A 15683-nucleotide genomic window follows, 5' to 3' on the forward strand; every position below is an offset into this window, starting at 1 on the left:
CGTGACGGGAGGGGTGAAGCTGAAGGAGGGAGTGGAGATGGTGATGCCTGGGGACATGGCGCAGTTGGGAGGGGAGTTGATGACGCCGGTGGCGATGGAGGAGGGGTTGAGGTTTGCGATACGCGAGGGGGGCCGGACGGTGGGGGCAGGCGCCGTTACCAAGGTGATCAAGTAGTTTGGCGCCGGTGAGGAGCGTTTTTTATGCGGGTGCTTATACACCTTCAATGCGGTCAGTGCAAGCGGCGCAACTATACGACTCAGAAGAATCGAAAGAACGTAGAGCAAAAGCTGACATTAAAGAAATATTGCAAGTTTTGCCGCAAGCATACGCCGCACAAAGAGACCAAGGTATAACGAGTTGAGCCGTTTCACCGGAACATATCGAGGGCTTGCCGGTGGCCTGCGGGTCGGGCCGTACGGCGAGTCTGCCGGTGAGTCGGAGCGGCCCCGTTTTGGCGGGGCGGTACCGGTTTTGATTTTTTCATGGAATCAATCAGAATGCGCCTGATCGAAGGTTTCCGTAGGCCAGTAGCTCCAACGGCAGAGCACCGGTCTCCAAAACCGGGGGTTGGGGGTTCAAATCCCTCCTGGCCTGCCAGGGCCGCGCTTGCCCTGCCGCGGCGGGTGTGCTGGCGGGCGGTCGGGGGGAGGTAGGGAATGCAACAGGTAAAGCGCGGGGTCGAATTTTTGCGCGAGGTGCGGCTGGAGCTGAAAAAGGTGACCTGGCCCACCCGCCCCGAGGTCGTGGGAACGACGGGCGTCGTTATGGTGATTGTGTTTATTTTCTCGATATTTTTGTATCTGGCCGACCTCATGTACGGATGGATTATTAAGCAGATTTTCGGCATTTAGTGACCGAGGTTACATAAGGATTACAACTGTGGCACTTGCCTGGTACATTGTACATACCTATACCGGCTACGAGCAGCGCGTGAAAGAGATGCTCGAGGAGCGCGCCAAGATCGAAGACCTGCAAGACCGGGTCGCGGAAGTGCTTATTCCGGTCGAAGACGTGGTCGAGCGCAAGAAAGGCAAGACCGTGACCACGTCGCGCAGGTTCTTTCCGGGCTATATCCTCGTGCACCTCAATTATGAAGACATGGACGAGGACGAGTCTCCTGAGGTTAAAGAGCTCAAGCAGCACATCAATGCGCGTGTTTGGGCGCTCGTGCGGAATACTCCTCGGGTCACGGGGTTTGTCGGGGCGAAGGGGAAGCCCGCCCCTATTTCCGACGAGGAGGTGGAGCGCATCAAGACGCAGCTCAAGGTGGCCAGTGAGGAGCCTCCCCGTCCGCGTTTCTCGTTCGACGAGGGCGACGCGGTTCGGATCGTGGACGGCCCCTTTGCGGACTTTGCGGGCACCGTCGAAGCGGTGAACGGGGAAAAGAAGACGCTTAAAATTATGGTGACAATTTTCGGCCGCGCGACTCCCGTCGAGGTCGATTTCCTGCAGGCCGAGAGAGTGTAGCCGAAAGCGAGAATTTCGATGGCCAAGAAAATATTGGCGCAGGTGAAACTGCAAATCGAAGGCGGCAAGGCCACGCCGGCGCCGCCGGTGGGGCCGGCCCTGGGCCAGCACGGCGTCAACATCATGGAGTTTTGCAAGCAGTTTAACGCGCGGACCCAGAAGGACGCCGGCACCATCATCCCTGCGGTGCTCACGGTGTATTCGGACCGCTCGTTCACCTTCATCACCAAAACGCCGCCGGCCGCGGTGCTTCTCAAGAAGGCAGCCCAGATTGCGAAAGGCTCGGGCGAGCCCAACCGCGAGAAGGTCGGGCAGGTGACGCGCAAACAGGTTGAAGAGATCGCGAAGCTCAAGCTTCCCGATCTCAACGCCGAAAGCATGGAGGCCGCCATGCGCATCATCGAAGGCACGGCGCGGAGCATGGGCCTCACCGTGGAGCCGTAGCCGGGATGCGTTTTGCGGAAAAGGGAAATCGGCGAATCTTGTGAACAGGGCTGAAGCATAATGAGCAAGCACGGAAAACGGTATCGAGAAGCCTTGAAGAAAGTGGAAAAGCCGGCCTATCCGCTCGCGGAAGCGGTGCGCCTGCTGAAGGAGTTTCCGTCCGTCAAGTTTGACGAGACGGTCGAGGCGGCGTTTCGCTTGAACGTGGACCCCAAGCACGCGGACCAGATGGTGCGGGGGAGCGTGGTGCTCCCGAAGGGCACGGGCAAGAAAATGCGCGTGGCCGCCGTGGCCGCCGGCGAGAAGATCAAAGAGGCCGAGGAGGCCGGGGCCGATGTGGTGGGCGGCAAAGAGCTGGTGGAAAAGATAAAGGGCGGCTGGATGGAATTCGACGCCCTGGTGGCCACCCCCGACATGATGGGGGAGGTCGGAAAGCTGGGGAAATTTTTGGGCCCCCGAGGGCTGATGCCCAGCCCCAAAACCGGGACGGTCACGTTCAACATCAAGGAAGCCGTCCAGGAGCTCAAGCGGGGCAAGGTCTCCTACCGGGTGGACAAGGCGGGCAACGTCCACGTCTCGACCGGAAAGAAATCGTTCCCGGCCGAGGACATAGTGGCAAACGTGCAGGCGCTTTTTCAGGCGATTCTGCACGACCGCCCCGCAGCCATCAAAGGCACCTATGTGAAGAGCTTTTACTTGAGCTCCACGATGGGCCCCAGCGTGCGCATTGACATGGGAGACTTGGGCTCTTGACGAAGGAGTGTTCCGGATGAATCGCCAGGAAAAGCAGCAGGAAGTCGCGGCGCTTCACGAGCTCTTCGCCGAGGCGCGCAACGCCTACCTTGTGGATTTTCGGGGCCTCACGGTGACGCAGGCGACGGATCTCCGGCGAAAGGTGAGGGCGTTGCAATCGTCCTATCGCGTGGTGAAGAACACGCTGGCCGTGCGCGCCGCGGAGGGCACGCCGCTGGCCCCCATGAAGGAATGGTTCGAGGGCCCCACGGCGGTGGCCATCGGTCGGCACGATCCCGTGGCGCTCGCAAAGGTTTTAAAGGATTTCGAAAAAGACAACTCCGTGCTTAAGCTCAAGGCGGGCGTGGTGGACGGAAAGCCCGTGGAAGCCGCCGACCTGGAAGTCATCGCCCGGATTCCGAGCCGCGAGACGCTCCTTGGGCAGCTGGCGTATATGCTGGCTTATCCGCTCCGGGGCATGGCGAACGTGCTGACGGCGCCGCTCGCGAAATTCAACGCGGCTTTGCAAGCCTTTAAAGAAAAAAAATAACTCCATTGAGAAGATAACAAGGAGATATTCAATGCCTGAACTGAACACAAAACAGGAAGAACTGCTCAAGGAAATCGAAGGCTGGACGGTTCTCGAGCTGGCCAACTTTGTCAAGGCGTTCGAGGAGCGCTTTGACGTCAAGGCGCAGGCGGCGGTTGCGGTCGGCGGTGCCGCGGCGGCGGCTCCCGGAGCCCCGGGTGCCGCGCCGGCGGAGGAGAAGACCGAGTTCGCGGTCCACCTTACCGCCATCGGCAGCAACAAGGTCAGCGTCATTAAAGTTGTGCGCCAGTTCACCGAGCTCGGCCTCAAGGAGGCCAAGGACCTGGTGGACAAAGCCCCGAGCGTTGTCAGGGAGGGAGCTAACAAGGAGGATGCGGAAAAAATGAAGAAGGCCTTTGAAGAAGCAGGCGCCACGGTTGAGCTTAAGTAGATAGATGCGCACGAGCTGGCTGGGCGTTTCGGCAGGGCCTTGGAGGCTGGGGCGCGCCTTGGGGGCGGCCAAGGCCGGTGTTTTTCTCTCACCATGAAAAGGAGCCTTTTCACTCTGTGACCACGAAAACCCTTTCGCCCGACAACAACCTTTTGGATTTCTCGCGCATTAAGACCTGGGCGCCGGTGCCGAATCTCATTGAGATTCAGATGCGCTCCTATTTGGAGTTTCTCCAGATGGATCGTCTGGGGCACGAGCGCGACGAAAACGGCCTTAAGGGTGTTTTCGAGAACGTCTTTCCCATTAAGGATGCCAAGGGCGTTTATTCCATTGAATTTGTGGATTACTCCATCGGGGACTGGCGTTGCAAGTGCGGGGCGCTTGCGGGGCTCGAGCACTTGCGGAGTCTCTGCGTGTCCTGCGGGGCTTCGCTTGTCTGCGATCCTCGGTACGGCCGCACGGTTGCCTGCCTGGGCTGCGGGATGCGGAACGATAAGGTGGGCAAGGTGTGCACGGTATGCGGGGATATGGTGTCTCTGCATCTGCGCCACAGCGAGCAGGAATGCAAGGAGCGCGCGCTGACCTACGATGTGCCTCTTCGGGTGACCCTTCGGCTCGCGAGCTACGATGTCAAGAGCGACGGCACGCGCGAGCTCAACAACGTCAAGGAGGAGGACGTGTATTTCGGGGAAATTCCCCTGATGACGCAGCGCGGTACTTTTATCATCAACGGCACCGAGCGCGTCATCGTGAGTCAGCTTCACCGCTCGCCGGGGGTGTTCTTTAGCGAGGGCAAAAAGCGCCGAACCTTGTACATGGCGAAGATCATTCCCGCGCGCGGTTCCTGGATCGAGTTCGAATTCGATCCCAAGGGGCGCCTCCATGTCCGCATTGACCGAAAGAAGAGATTTCCTGTGACGGTGCTTCTTCGGGCGCTGGGGCTTGAATCGAACGAAGCCATCCTGCGCCGGTTTCATGTTCCGGTCACGGCGACTCTGGCGAAGCGGGAAGTGTTCCGGCCGCTTGATCGCCGCATGATCAAGGAACACGCCAAAGCGAATATCACCGGCCCGCGAGGCAAGGTTTACCTGCGGAAGGGCGAGGAGTTGACCCCCGAGGCATTCCGCGCGCTTCGAGCGGCTGGCGTGCGGGGCATTCCCGTTCCGGCGGACGAGTTTGGCGATGTGTTCTTCGTGGGCGACGTCGTCGATTCCAAGACCGGTGAGGTTCTGGCGGAGGCCAACCAGCCGTTGAGCCCGAAGGTTGTGGAGCGGCTCGAAAAGGCCGGCATCAAAGCCGTCGAGGTGTTCTTCCCGAAGGAGGACGAAACGGGAGAAGCCATGAACCTGACGCTGCAAATTCCTTCGCCGAGCCGTTCCCGCAAGGAGGCCATGCTTGAGATTTATCGCAAGATGCGACCGGGGGACCTGGCGACGGAGGAGAACGCCAAGGCGCTTTTCGAGCGCATGTTCTTCAGCCGCCAGAGCTACGATCTTTCGCGCGTCGGCCGTCTCAAATGCAACATCAAGTTTGGCCTTGAGGAGCCGCTCGACAAGCGCACCTTGGAGGCCGAGGACTTTTACCGGGTGGTCGAATATCTGCTCAAGCTGCGAAACGGCATCGGGGAAGTGGACGACATTGACCACCTGGGCAACCGCCGCGTCCGTTCGGTCGGCGAGCTTCTGGAAAATCAGTTTCGGATCGGCCTCGTGCGGTTGGTGCGCGCCGTGCAGGAGAGGATGGCCATCTACAAGGACATCAAATTGGCCACGCCCCACGAGTTTATTAACGCCAAGCCCGTTATGTCCGCGGTCCGTGACTTCTTTGCCCGAAGCCAGCTTTCGCAGTTCATGGATCAGACGAATCCCCTTTCGGAGATCACCCACAAGCGCCGCCTGAGCGCGCTCGGGCCGGGCGGGCTTAGCCGAGAGCGTGCGGGGTTCGAGGTGCGGGACGTGCATCCCACCCACTACGGACGCATCTGCCCCATCGAAACGCCCGAGGGCCCGAACATCGGTCTGATTTCGTCCTTGAGCACCTACGCGCGCATCAACGATTTCGGCTTCATCGAAAGCCCGTACCGCAAGGTCGAGAAGGGGAAAGTGATCGACTTTGTGAAAATTACGAATTCGGGATCCTCTCGAAAGGTCAAGGCGGGCGACGTCGTTCGCCAGGAGGTTGTGCAGAGGGAGCTTGCGCGGCTCAGCAAGGGACGCAGGAGCAAGCCGATCGAGTACGAATATCATCCGTTTTACCTGTCGGCGCTTGAGGAGGAGAAATACTACATCGCGCAGGCCAACACGCCGATTGATGCCCAAGGGCGCATCGCCATGGATCACGTGACCGTGCGCCGCGGGGGGAACGTCATGGAGGTCAAGCGCGAGCAGGTCGACTTCATGGACGTCTCTCCAAAACAGGTCGTCAGCGTGGCGGCGTCCTTGATCCCGTTCCTGGAGCATGACGATGCCAACCGGGCTCTGATGGGCTCCAACATGCAGCGCCAGAGCGTCCCCCTTGTTCGCCCGGAGCCGCCCATCGTTCAGACGGGCATGGAGGAGGTCGCGGCGCACGACTCGGGGGCGGTGGCTTTGTGTCGGCGTTCGGGTGTGGTGGACAAGGTGGACAGCGGACATATTGTCGTGCGGGTGGACACCGGGGAGGGGGTGCAAGGCGAGGAAACCGGTTTTGACGCGGACATCTATGTGCTTGAAAAATTCCGCCGCTCCAACCAGAACACTTGCGTCAATCAGCGGCCGACGGTGGCCAAAGGCCAGCGCGTCAAAAAGGAGCAAGTGCTGGCCGACGGCCCCGCCACCAGCCAGGGCCTGCTGTCGCTGGGGCGAAACGTTCTGGTCGCTTTCTTGCCGTGGCGCGGCTACAATTTCGAGGACGCCATCGTCATCAGCGAGCGTCTCGTGAAGGACGATGTGTACACGTCCATCCACATCGAGGAGTTTGAAACCGAGGCGCGCGATACGAAGCTCGGCGCGGAGGAGGTTACGCGCGACATTCCCAACATCAGCGAAAAGCTGCTTGGTCAGCTTGACGCGAGCGGGATTATCCGCATCGGCGCCTGGGTGAAGCCGGGCGATATCATCGTGGGTAAGGTAACGCCCAAAGGGGAAAGCCAGCTGACTCCCGAAGAGAAGCTCCTGCGCGCCATTTTCGGCGAGAAGGCGGGCGACGTCAAGGACACGTCGCTTCGGATACCGCCCGGCATCGAGGGCGTGGTGATGGATGTTAGGGTGTTCACCCGGCGGGGAGCCAAGAAAGACCGGCGCACGCAGGAGATTGAAGAGGACCAGGTGATGCGGCTCGAGCAGAGCAAGGCGGAGGAGTACCGTATCATTGACGAGGAATTCCGGAGCCGCCTCGTGGGCCTGTTGGGGGGCCAGCGATTGTCCTCTACCGTCAAGCACGGCAAGAGTGTTTTAGCCAGAGGGCGGACCTTGAAGCCCCAGGATCTTTTGCAGCTTCCCATCACTGCGCTCAAGAAGATGCCTCTTGTTACGTCTCCCCGCGTGCGCCGAATTCGGGACGCCATCCAGAAGCTCGAAAAGCAGGTGGCCGAGAAGAAGAAAATTATCGAAAAGCACTACCGGGACAAGATTGACGACCTCAAGGGGGGGGAAGACCTTCCCGCGGGGGTCATCAAGGTGGTAAAGGTTTACATCGCGCTGAAGCGCAAACTTTCGGTGGGGGACAAGATGGCCGGACGCCACGGGAACAAGGGGGTTATCGCCAGGATTCTCCCCGTGGAGGATATGCCGCACCTTGAAGACGGCACCCCCATAGATGTTGTGCTCAATCCCTTGGGTGTGCCCTCGCGCATGAATGTGGGACAAATTTTAGAAACGCACCTGGGCTGGGTTGCTCAAACGCTTGGCTACCGGGTCGTAACGCCCGTGTTCGACGGCGCCCGGGAAGGGGAGATCAAGGAGCTTCTGCAAAAGGCGGGGCTTCCCCGGTCCGGCAAGGTCACGCTTTACGACGGCTGCACGGGAGAACCTTTTGAGCAAAAGGTGGGGGTGGGCAGCATGTATCTGATGAAGCTGGTCCACCTTGTCGACGATAAGATTCATGCGCGTTCCATCGGGCCGTATTCCCTGGTGACGCAGCAGCCGCTGGGCGGAAAGGCGCAGTTCGGGGGGCAGCGCCTGGGCGAGATGGAGGTGTGGGCTTTGGAGGCCTATGGAGCCGCGCATACGCTCCAGGAATTCCTTACGGCGAAAGCGGATGACATTTACGGCCGCACAAAGATCTATGAGGCGATTGTGAAGGGAGACGTGCCACCGCCGCCGGAGTTGCCCGAGTCTTTTAACGTAATGATGCGCGAGCTGAGAAGCCTCGGGCTGGACGTGGAATTGGTGGCACGTGAAAAGCAGCGCAAGGCCAGCAAGACGGTGGATATTGACTAAAAAAGGAGGCTATGCCCTTGGAAACGCAACGGACGTTTTTTGACCTTTTCCGGTCGGCGGCGGAGAGAGAAGGGCCGCTTTCGGCCAATGACTACACGGGTCTCCGTATCGGTCTTGCTTCGCCGGAGAAGATTCGTGTTTGGTCTCGCGGCGAAGTCACGAAGTCCGAAACCATCAATTACCGTACGCTCAAGCCGGAGAAAGACGGCCTTTTCTGCGCCAAGATTTTCGGGCCGGTCAACGACTGGGAGTGCTTGTGCGGAAAGTACAAGCGGATGAAGCACCGCGGCATCAAGTGCGATAAGTGCGGGGTGGAAGTGACGCGGTCGCGCGTGCGGCGGGAGCGCATGGGGCACATCGAGCTTGCCACGCCGGTGTCCCACGTGTGGTTTGTCAAAAGCATTCCAAGCCGCATCGGCGTCTTGCTTGACCTGACGGGACGCGCCCTGGAGGAAATTATCTACTTTGAAAAATATGTGGTGGTCGACCCCGCCGATACAGACCTGAAGTTTAAGCAGCTCCTGAGCGAAGAGGAGTATCGGGACGCGCGCGAGGAATGGGGCAACGCCTTTGTGGCGGCGATTGGCGCCGAGGCCATCAAGCAACTGCTCGGCCGCCTCAACGTCGATGAGCTCGCCGAGGAGCTCCAGCAGGAGATGCGCTCTACGGGCTCGAAACTTAAGGTCCGAAAGGCTGCCCGCCGGCTTCGTGTCGTCGAAGCTTTCCGGCAATCGGGCAATAAGCCCGAATGGATGGTGTTCGATGTCCTGCCGGTTCTTCCGCCGGACATGCGCCCCTTGGTGCCGCTTGACGGGGGGCGCTTTGCTTCGTCGGACCTGAACGACCTCTACCGAAAGGTCATCACGCGCAATAATCGTCTGAAGCGTCTAATTCAATTGAGCGCCCCCGAGGTGATCGTGCGAAACGAAAAGCGCATGCTGCAGGAAGCGGTGGACGCGCTTTTTGACAACGGGCGCCGGGGTCGCGCCTATAAGGGAACGAGCAACCGTCCGCTTCGCTCGCTGAGCGATGCCGTGAAAGGTAAGCAGGGCCGCTTTCGCCAAAACCTGTTGGGCAAGCGGGTTGATTATTCGGGACGCTCCGTCGTCGTCGTGGGACCCGAGCTCAATATTCATCAATGCGGACTGCCCAAGGTGATGGCGCTGGAGCTCTTTAAGCCTTTCATCTACAACCGGCTCATGGACCGCGGGGACGCGATTACCATTAAGCAGGCCAAGGAAATCGTGGAGCGGCGCACTTCCGTGGTGTGGGACATGCTCGACGAGGTGACTCAGGGACATCCGGTTTTGCTCAATCGAGCCCCGACGCTTCATCGCCTGGGCATTCAAGCGTTTGAGCCGGTGCTGGTCGAGGGCAAAGCCATCCACATTCATCCGCTCGTATGCGCGGCGTTCAACGCGGATTTTGACGGGGACCAGATGGCCGTGCACGTGCCGCTTTCCGTCGAATCGCAGGCCGAAGCGAAGGTTTTGATGCTTTCTTCACGGAACATCCTCTCGCCGGCCACCGGGAGATCCCTCGCGGTGCCGAGCCAGGACATGGTCCTCGGGATTTACTACTTGACCTATGTAAAACCGGGTTGCCGGGGGGAGGGGTGCTTGTTTGCTTCGGTGGACGACGTGCTTCTCGCCTACGAAGGGGAGCAGGTGGAAACGCACACGAAGATTCGCATGCAGTACACCGGGGAGCTCATGGATTTGACAACCGTCGCGGACGACCAGGACATTCTACACGTGGACGTCCAGGTGCTGGAGCGCCAAGCCATAAGCACGACCGTGGGGCAGGTGATCCTCAACAGCTGCCTGCCGGAGGGGGTCCCCTACATTAACGGGACGCTTCGCAAAAAGGGACTGGCCCAGCTGGCCAACTTCTGTTATCTGCGGTACGGGGCCGAGGTCACGGTGGCGATGCTTGATTCCCTCAAGGCCCTTGGTTTCAGCTATGCGACGAAGAGTGGGACCTCTATCGGCATCGACGATCATCTCGTGCCGGAGACGAAGGAAGTCCATATCCAGAAAGCCTACGAAGAGGTGCACCACATCGAGGAGCTTTACCGCGACGGCCTCATCACGTGGGGTGAGCGCTACAATCGAATCATCGACATTTGGTCGAATGTGACCGAGCGCGTGAGCCGCGAGATGTACGACGGCATGCGGCGTCTCAATCCTGTCACACGCGAAATCAACCCCTTTGTTCTCATGACCGACTCGGGGGCGCGCGGCAACCCTCAGCAGGTGCGCCAGCTTGCCGCGATGCGCGGCCTCATGGCCAAGCCCTCCGGGGAAATTATCGAGACCCCCATTACGTCGAATTTCCGCGAGGGATTGAACGTGCTTGAATACTTCATTTCCACCCATGGAGCGCGCAAGGGACTGGCCGATACCGCCCTTAAAACCGCCAACTCGGGCTACCTCACGCGCCGGCTCGTCGACGTGGCGCAGGACCTCGTGATCGCGGAGGAAGATTGCGGAACGCTGCAGGGGATCCACGTCAGCGCGCTCGTGGAAGGGGGCGAAATTATCGCGCCCTTGCGAGAGCGGATTCTGGGGCGCGTGGCGCTGCGCGATGCGGTGGACGTCATCACGGGCGAGGTGCTCTGCAAGGGGGGGCAGCTTATTGACGAGGACATCGCCAACCGGATTCAGGAATGCAACATCGAAAGGGTGGAGATACGCTCCGTGCTTACGTGCGAGTCCCTCAAGGGGGTGTGCCGGCTGTGCTACGGGCGCAACCTGGCCACGGGGGAATTGGTGGAGCTGGGGGAGGCGGTGGGGATCGTGGCCGCGCAGTCCATCGGCGAGCCCGGCACGCAGCTTACCATGCGGACGTTTCATATCGGCGGAACGGCGAGTCAGGTGCAGCGTGAGACCAAGCTTTCGGCGAAAAACAGCGGCTTCGTCAAGTTCCGGAACCTGCGCACCCTTAAAGACAAGGCGGGCCACTTGGTCGTGATGAGCCGCAGCGGGGGGATTGTTGTGGAGGATCGGAAAGGCCTGGAGCTGGAGAGCTATCCCCTGGTCTACGGTGCGCGCCTTCTTGCGCGTGAGGGGCAGGAAGTGGCCCGCGACGCTCGGCTGGCCGAATGGGACCCGTTCTCGCAGCTTATCCTTACGGAATGCGACGGAGAGATACGGTTCCGGGATTTGATCGAGGGGGTGACGGTTGAGGAGGAAGTGGACGAGCGCACCGGCCACGCCCGACTGGTGGTCATGGAGTCTCCGCGGCCTGGCCGTGAGCCTCAAATTGTGATCGTGGACAATAAAGGCAACGAGATAAAAAGCCACCTCATGCCGGCCAAGGCCTACATCAGGGTCAAGGAGAAACAGAAAGTCTCGACGGGCGAGGTGCTTGCGAAGATTCCCCGCGAGGTGGCCCGCACCAAGGACATTACCGGCGGACTGCCGAGGGTGGAGGAGTTGTTCGAAGCGCGGGAGCCGAAGGATGCGGCCCTGATTAGCGAAATCAACGGCACGGTACGGTACGGCGAAGTGGTGCGCAACGTTCGCCGCATTGTGGTGGAGAACGAGCAGGCGGAAAAGCGCCTCTACAACGTGCCGCGCAGCATGCACCTTCTCGTGCAGGACGGGGAGCGGGTCCAGGCCGGGGACGCGCTGACGGACGGCCCCAAGAACCCGCACGATATTCTGGCCGTCCTTGGCGTGCGCGCCCTGCAGGAATACATCGTCAACGAGATCCAGGAGGTCTACCGGCTGCAGGGCGTCGAGATCAACGACAAGCACATCGAGTGCATCGCGCGCCAGATGCTGCGCTGGGTGGAACTCGAGGAGCCGGGCGATTCCGAATTTCTGGTGGGGGATCGCGTGGACCGGTTCCACCTTGAGAACGAGCGTCAGCGCGTGCTCAAAGAGAAGAAGAGGCCGCCCAAGGCCAAGCCCCTCCTTTTGGGCATCACGAAAGCGGGGCTCAATACGGAGAGCTTCATTTCGGCCGCCTCGTTCCAGGAGACGACTCGGGTGTTGACGGAAGCCGCCGTGGCGGGCAAGGTGGACTCTCTTAAGGGGCTTAAGGAAAACGTCATTATGGGCCGCCTGATCCCTGCGGGAACGGGCATCGAGTACTACCGGCATCTTAGCGTGGACGGTGGGAAAATCGAGGACGAACTGGGAGCGGCGGAAGTCGGGGCGGCCGAAGAGGAAGCCGTGAGCGTGGACGTGGAAGAATCGCTGGAGGATTAGAGGCTGTGCCGAATCCTTTTCTTTCCGGGCCGCTTCGCCGTTGGGACTTGATACAGGCATGGCATGTGTAATATACTGAGATGCTGCTGAAGCGCGGTGCGACGGCTTCAGCCTGCCACTTGGAGCGCACGCAAGCCAAGGGGAAGCGAGGGGTATTGATTGCGCATTCATTTGAGGCTTTTGTCGACGCTCAAAGTTAATAGGCAATAATGTTTAGCCATGATAGGTGTTAGTTATGCCGACCGTTAACCAGCTTGTGAGAATGGGTCGTAAGCCTGTTGCAAGGAAGGGCAAAAGCCCTGCCTTGCAGGCGAATCCCCAGCGCAGGGGAGTGTGCATCCGTGTCTATACGACCACGCCTAAGAAACCAAACTCGGCGCTCCGCAAGGTCGCGCGTATCCGCCTGACGAACAGCCAGGAAGTGACGAGCTACATTCCCGGCGAGGGGCACAACCTCCAGGAGCACTCCATTGTGCTTGTGGAGGGAGGGCGCGTGAAGGACCTACCGGGTGTGCGATATCACATCGTGCGTGGCGCTTTGGATGCCAAGGGGGTGGACACCCGAAGGCAGAGCCGGTCTAGGTACGGGGCCAAGCGTCCGCAATAGGCAAGGAAGATGAAAAGCGGATTCCCTCCGGTGAAGTGAAGATGTGTTACGTGCCCGTCCTCCGGTGAGTTTTTGTAAGCCCCTGGACTGAGGAATTTATACCTAGGAATTATGCGAAAGCGACGTGCCGAGATTCGTAAAACAACGCCAGATGTTCGCCATGGAAGCGAGCTGGTGGCAAAGCTTATTAACACCGTGATGCGCAGCGGCAAAAGAAGCACGGCCGAGGCCATTGTCTATGGTGCATTTGCCCTGATTCATGAGCGCACCAAGCAGGATCCGTTTAAAACGTTTCAGCAGGCCATGGAAAAGATACGGCCCGATGTGGAGGTCAAGTCGCGCCGCGTGGGCGGGGCCACCTACCAAGTGCCCATCGAAGTGGACGACCGGCGAGGCACGTCCTTGAGCCTCCGTTGGCTCGTGCAGTATGCCCGCGGGCGCAGCGAAAGGGGAATGCACGAACAGCTGGCGGCGGAGATTCTCGACGCGGCTTCGAGCCGCGGCAACGCCGTCAAGAAACGCGAGGACGTCCATCGCATGGCGGAGGCCAACCGCGCCTTTGCCCACTATCGGTGGTAGGATTTTTCGCCATGCCGCGCCAGACCCCTCTCGAGCGAATCCGCAACATCGGCATCGCCGCACACATCGATGCCGGGAAGACGACGACCACGGAGCGGATTCTCTACTACACGGGAATCAATTACAAGATGGGTGAAGTGCACGAGGGCACGGCCACCATGGATTGGATGGAGCAGGAGCAGGAGCGGGGCATTACACTCACCGCCGCCGCGACCACGTGTTTTTGGCGCGATTACCGCATCAACATTATTGACACGCCCGGCCATGTGGACTTTACGGCCGAGGTGGAGCGGTCGCTCCGGGTTCTCGACGGCTGCATCGTGGTCTTTTGCAGCGTGGGAGGCGTGGAGCCCCAGTCGGAAACGGTATGGCGGCAGGCCGACAAGTACCGCGTGCCGCGTATTGCCTTCGTTAACAAGATGGACCGTCGCGGCGCCGACTTTGACCGCTGCCTTCGAATGATGCGCGAGCGCCTGGGGGCCACTCCGGTTCCGATTCAGATGCCTCTGGGGACCGAGGAAAACTTCCAAGGGGCCATCGACCTGGTGGATCTTCGGGCGTATCGCTACAAGGACGACACGCTCGGCGCGGAATACGAGGTGCTCGACGTGCCCGACGATCTCAGCGAGGAGGCGCGCCGGCGGCGCGAATCTTTGATAGAAAGGCTGTGCGAATGCGACGAGGCGCTGATGGCGAGGTACGTGGCGGGCAAAGAGCTTCCGGCCGACGAGATCCGCGCGGCACTGCGCCGGGCGACGCTTGCGCTTCGCGCGACGCCCGTTTTGTGCGGCGCGGCGTTCAAGAACAAGGGCGTGCAGCTTTTGATCGACGCCGTGATCGAGTACCTTCCTTCCCCGCTAGACATTCTCCCCGTGGAAGGCATGGCCCCGAACTCGGAGGCCAAGGCGACGCGGAGCCCGTCCGACGAGGAGCCGTTTTGCGGCTTGGCCTTCAAGATAACGAGCGATCCCTTTGTGGGGCAGCTTACCTACATCCGTGCCTATTCGGGCTGTCTTCAGGCGGGCGCCTCGGTGTACAGTGCGGCGCGCAAGCGGACCGAGCGCATCGGCCGCCTTCTCAAGATGCACGCAAACCACCGCGAGGACATCAAAGAAGTCTACGCTGGGGATATTGCGGCGGCCGTGGGCGTTCGGACCGTTTTTACCGGCGATACGCTCTGCGATCCGAAGCATCCCATCATGCTCGAGTCCATTGACTTCCCCGAGCCCGTCCTTTCGGTGGCCATCGAGCCCAAGACCCAGGCCGACCGGGAAAAGCTTTCCCGTTCCCTTCATAAGCTGGCGCACGAGGATCCCACGTTCCTCATCGGGAGAGACCAGGACAGCGGGCAGACGCTCATTTCGGGGATGGGGGAGCTTCATTTGGAGATTTTGGTGGGCCGCTTGACCCGTGAGTTCGGCGTCACGGCCCATGTGGGGCGTCCACAGGTCACGTACAAGGAGACCATTACCAGGTCCGCTTCGGGCGTCGGGAAATACATCAAGCAGACGGGCGGCCGCGGCCAGTACGGCCATTGCGTCGTCGAAATCGAGCCGGTGTCCGGCGGGGCTTTTGATTTTGTCAATGAAATCAAGGGTGGTGCCATCCCGACGGAATACATTGCTTCCGTGCAAAGGGGGATCGAGGAAGCCGTCAAGCGTGGTGTTTTGGCCGGTTACGAAATGGTCGGAATTCGAGTATACTTGAAGGACGGCTCGCACCACGAGGTCGATTCGTCGGAGCCCGCTTTTAAGATGGCAGGCTCCATGGCGTTCCAAGATGCGGCCCGCAAGGCGTCTCCCATCCTTCTGGAGCCCGTAATGCGCGTGGAAGTGGTATGCCCGGAAGCGAACATGGGAGACATTATCGGTGACCTGAACGCTCGCCGGGGACGAATCGAGAAAGTCGAGCACCGCGGCGATTCGCAGGTCGTCATGGCCTATGCGCCGCTTGCGGAAATGTTCGGCTATGCGACGGACGTGCGGTCGCTTTCGCAGGGGCGAGCCTATTATTCGATGGAATTTCACCGTTACGAAGAGGCCCCGAAGAACATCTCGCAGGGGGTGTCGGTCGGGGCTGCGGGAATGTATTAACTGTTAAACAAGAGCTAAAGGAATCCTATGGCGAAGGCGAAGTTTGAGCGGACGAAGCCGCACATCAACATTGGTACGATCGGGCACGTGGACCACGGGAAGACGACGCTTACGTCGGCGATAACGATGGTGCTAAAGGAGAAGA

At 60.1% G+C, this 15683-nt stretch carries 14 protein-coding genes and 1 tRNA gene; all 15 read left to right on the plus strand.

Annotated features, from left to right (window positions below; genetic code table 11):
* Window positions 1–175: elongation factor Tu (gene tuf, locus JSV08_02050; GenBank protein UCF81816.1), on the plus strand; the 175-nt coding region annotated here is incomplete at its 5' end.
* Between the two features lie 26 nt (window positions 176–201).
* On the plus strand, window positions 202–354 hold the full coding sequence (gene rpmG, locus JSV08_02055) for a 50S ribosomal protein L33 (protein ID UCF81224.1): 153 nt from the start codon (window positions 202–204) through the stop codon (window positions 352–354).
* Between the two features lie 168 nt (window positions 355–522).
* A tRNA-Trp gene (locus tag JSV08_02060) sits at window positions 523–598 on the plus strand.
* A 59-nt stretch (window positions 599–657) separates the two neighbouring features.
* A complete protein-coding gene (gene secE, locus JSV08_02065) occupies window positions 658–852 on the plus strand; it encodes a preprotein translocase subunit SecE (GenBank protein UCF81225.1) in 195 nt (64 codons plus the stop codon).
* A gap of 28 nt (window positions 853–880) precedes the next feature.
* A complete protein-coding gene (gene nusG, locus JSV08_02070; GenBank protein UCF81226.1) occupies window positions 881–1468 on the plus strand; it encodes a transcription termination/antitermination protein NusG in 588 nt (195 codons plus the stop codon).
* A gap of 18 nt (window positions 1469–1486) precedes the next feature.
* Window positions 1487–1912: a 50S ribosomal protein L11 gene (gene rplK / locus JSV08_02075; GenBank protein ID UCF81227.1), complete on the plus strand. Its 426-nt coding sequence runs from the start codon at window positions 1487–1489 to the stop codon at window positions 1910–1912.
* A gap of 60 nt (window positions 1913–1972) precedes the next feature.
* Complete coding sequence (gene rplA, locus JSV08_02080; GenBank protein UCF81228.1) at window positions 1973–2665, plus strand: 50S ribosomal protein L1; 693 nt, start codon at window positions 1973–1975, stop codon at window positions 2663–2665.
* Between the two features lie 16 nt (window positions 2666–2681).
* Window positions 2682–3194 carry a 50S ribosomal protein L10 gene (gene rplJ / locus JSV08_02085; protein ID UCF81229.1) on the plus strand — a complete coding sequence of 171 codons (513 nt, stop codon included), beginning with the start codon at window positions 2682–2684 and terminating at the stop codon, window positions 3192–3194.
* 31 nt (window positions 3195–3225) lie between these two features.
* Window positions 3226–3624, plus strand: a complete 399-nt coding sequence (gene rplL / locus JSV08_02090) for a 50S ribosomal protein L7/L12 (GenBank protein ID UCF81230.1) — start codon at window positions 3226–3228, stop codon at window positions 3622–3624.
* A gap of 236 nt (window positions 3625–3860) precedes the next feature.
* Window positions 3861–8042 carry a DNA-directed RNA polymerase subunit beta gene (gene rpoB, locus JSV08_02095; protein UCF81817.1) on the plus strand — a complete coding sequence of 1394 codons (4182 nt, stop codon included), beginning with the start codon at window positions 3861–3863 and terminating at the stop codon, window positions 8040–8042.
* 11 nt (window positions 8043–8053) lie between these two features.
* Window positions 8054–12259 carry a DNA-directed RNA polymerase subunit beta' gene (rpoC, locus tag JSV08_02100; protein ID UCF81231.1) on the plus strand — a complete coding sequence of 1402 codons (4206 nt, stop codon included), beginning with the start codon at window positions 8054–8056 and terminating at the stop codon, window positions 12257–12259.
* Window positions 12260–12494: 235 nt separating this feature from the next.
* On the plus strand, window positions 12495–12866 hold the full coding sequence (locus JSV08_02105) for a 30S ribosomal protein S12 (protein ID UCF81232.1): 372 nt from the start codon (window positions 12495–12497) through the stop codon (window positions 12864–12866).
* A 111-nt stretch (window positions 12867–12977) separates the two neighbouring features.
* On the plus strand, window positions 12978–13445 hold the full coding sequence (gene rpsG, locus JSV08_02110) for a 30S ribosomal protein S7 (protein UCF81233.1): 468 nt from the start codon (window positions 12978–12980) through the stop codon (window positions 13443–13445).
* Between the two features lie 11 nt (window positions 13446–13456).
* Complete coding sequence (fusA, locus tag JSV08_02115; protein UCF81234.1) at window positions 13457–15538, plus strand: elongation factor G; 2082 nt, start codon at window positions 13457–13459, stop codon at window positions 15536–15538.
* Window positions 15539–15565: 27 nt separating this feature from the next.
* Window positions 15566–15683: hypothetical protein (locus JSV08_02120; protein UCF81818.1), on the plus strand; the 118-nt coding region annotated here is incomplete at its 3' end.

This window comes from Acidobacteriota bacterium, from assembly GCA_020349885.1.
Taxonomy (GTDB): Bacteria; Acidobacteriota.

Excerpts from the sequence above, each read along its gene's own strand:
- rpmG (UCF81224.1), top strand. The coding sequence starts at position 202 with ATGCGGGTGCTTATACACCTTCAATGCGGTCAGTGCAAGCGGCGCAAC.
- secE (UCF81225.1), top strand. The coding sequence starts at position 658 with ATGCAACAGGTAAAGCGCGGGGTCGAATTTTTGCGCGAGGTGCGGCTG.
- rplK (UCF81227.1), top strand. The coding sequence starts at position 1,487 with ATGGCCAAGAAAATATTGGCGCAGGTGAAACTGCAAATCGAAGGCGGC.
- rplA (UCF81228.1), top strand. The coding sequence starts at position 1,973 with ATGAGCAAGCACGGAAAACGGTATCGAGAAGCCTTGAAGAAAGTGGAA.
- rplJ (UCF81229.1), top strand. The coding sequence starts at position 2,682 with ATGAATCGCCAGGAAAAGCAGCAGGAAGTCGCGGCGCTTCACGAGCTC.
- rplL (UCF81230.1), top strand. The coding sequence starts at position 3,226 with ATGCCTGAACTGAACACAAAACAGGAAGAACTGCTCAAGGAAATCGAA.
- rpoB (UCF81817.1), top strand. The coding sequence starts at position 3,861 with ATGGATCGTCTGGGGCACGAGCGCGACGAAAACGGCCTTAAGGGTGTT.
- rpoC (UCF81231.1), top strand. The coding sequence starts at position 8,054 with ATGCCCTTGGAAACGCAACGGACGTTTTTTGACCTTTTCCGGTCGGCG.
- JSV08_02105 (UCF81232.1), top strand. The coding sequence starts at position 12,495 with ATGCCGACCGTTAACCAGCTTGTGAGAATGGGTCGTAAGCCTGTTGCA.
- rpsG (UCF81233.1), top strand. The coding sequence starts at position 12,978 with ATGCGAAAGCGACGTGCCGAGATTCGTAAAACAACGCCAGATGTTCGC.
- fusA (UCF81234.1), top strand. The coding sequence starts at position 13,457 with ATGCCGCGCCAGACCCCTCTCGAGCGAATCCGCAACATCGGCATCGCC.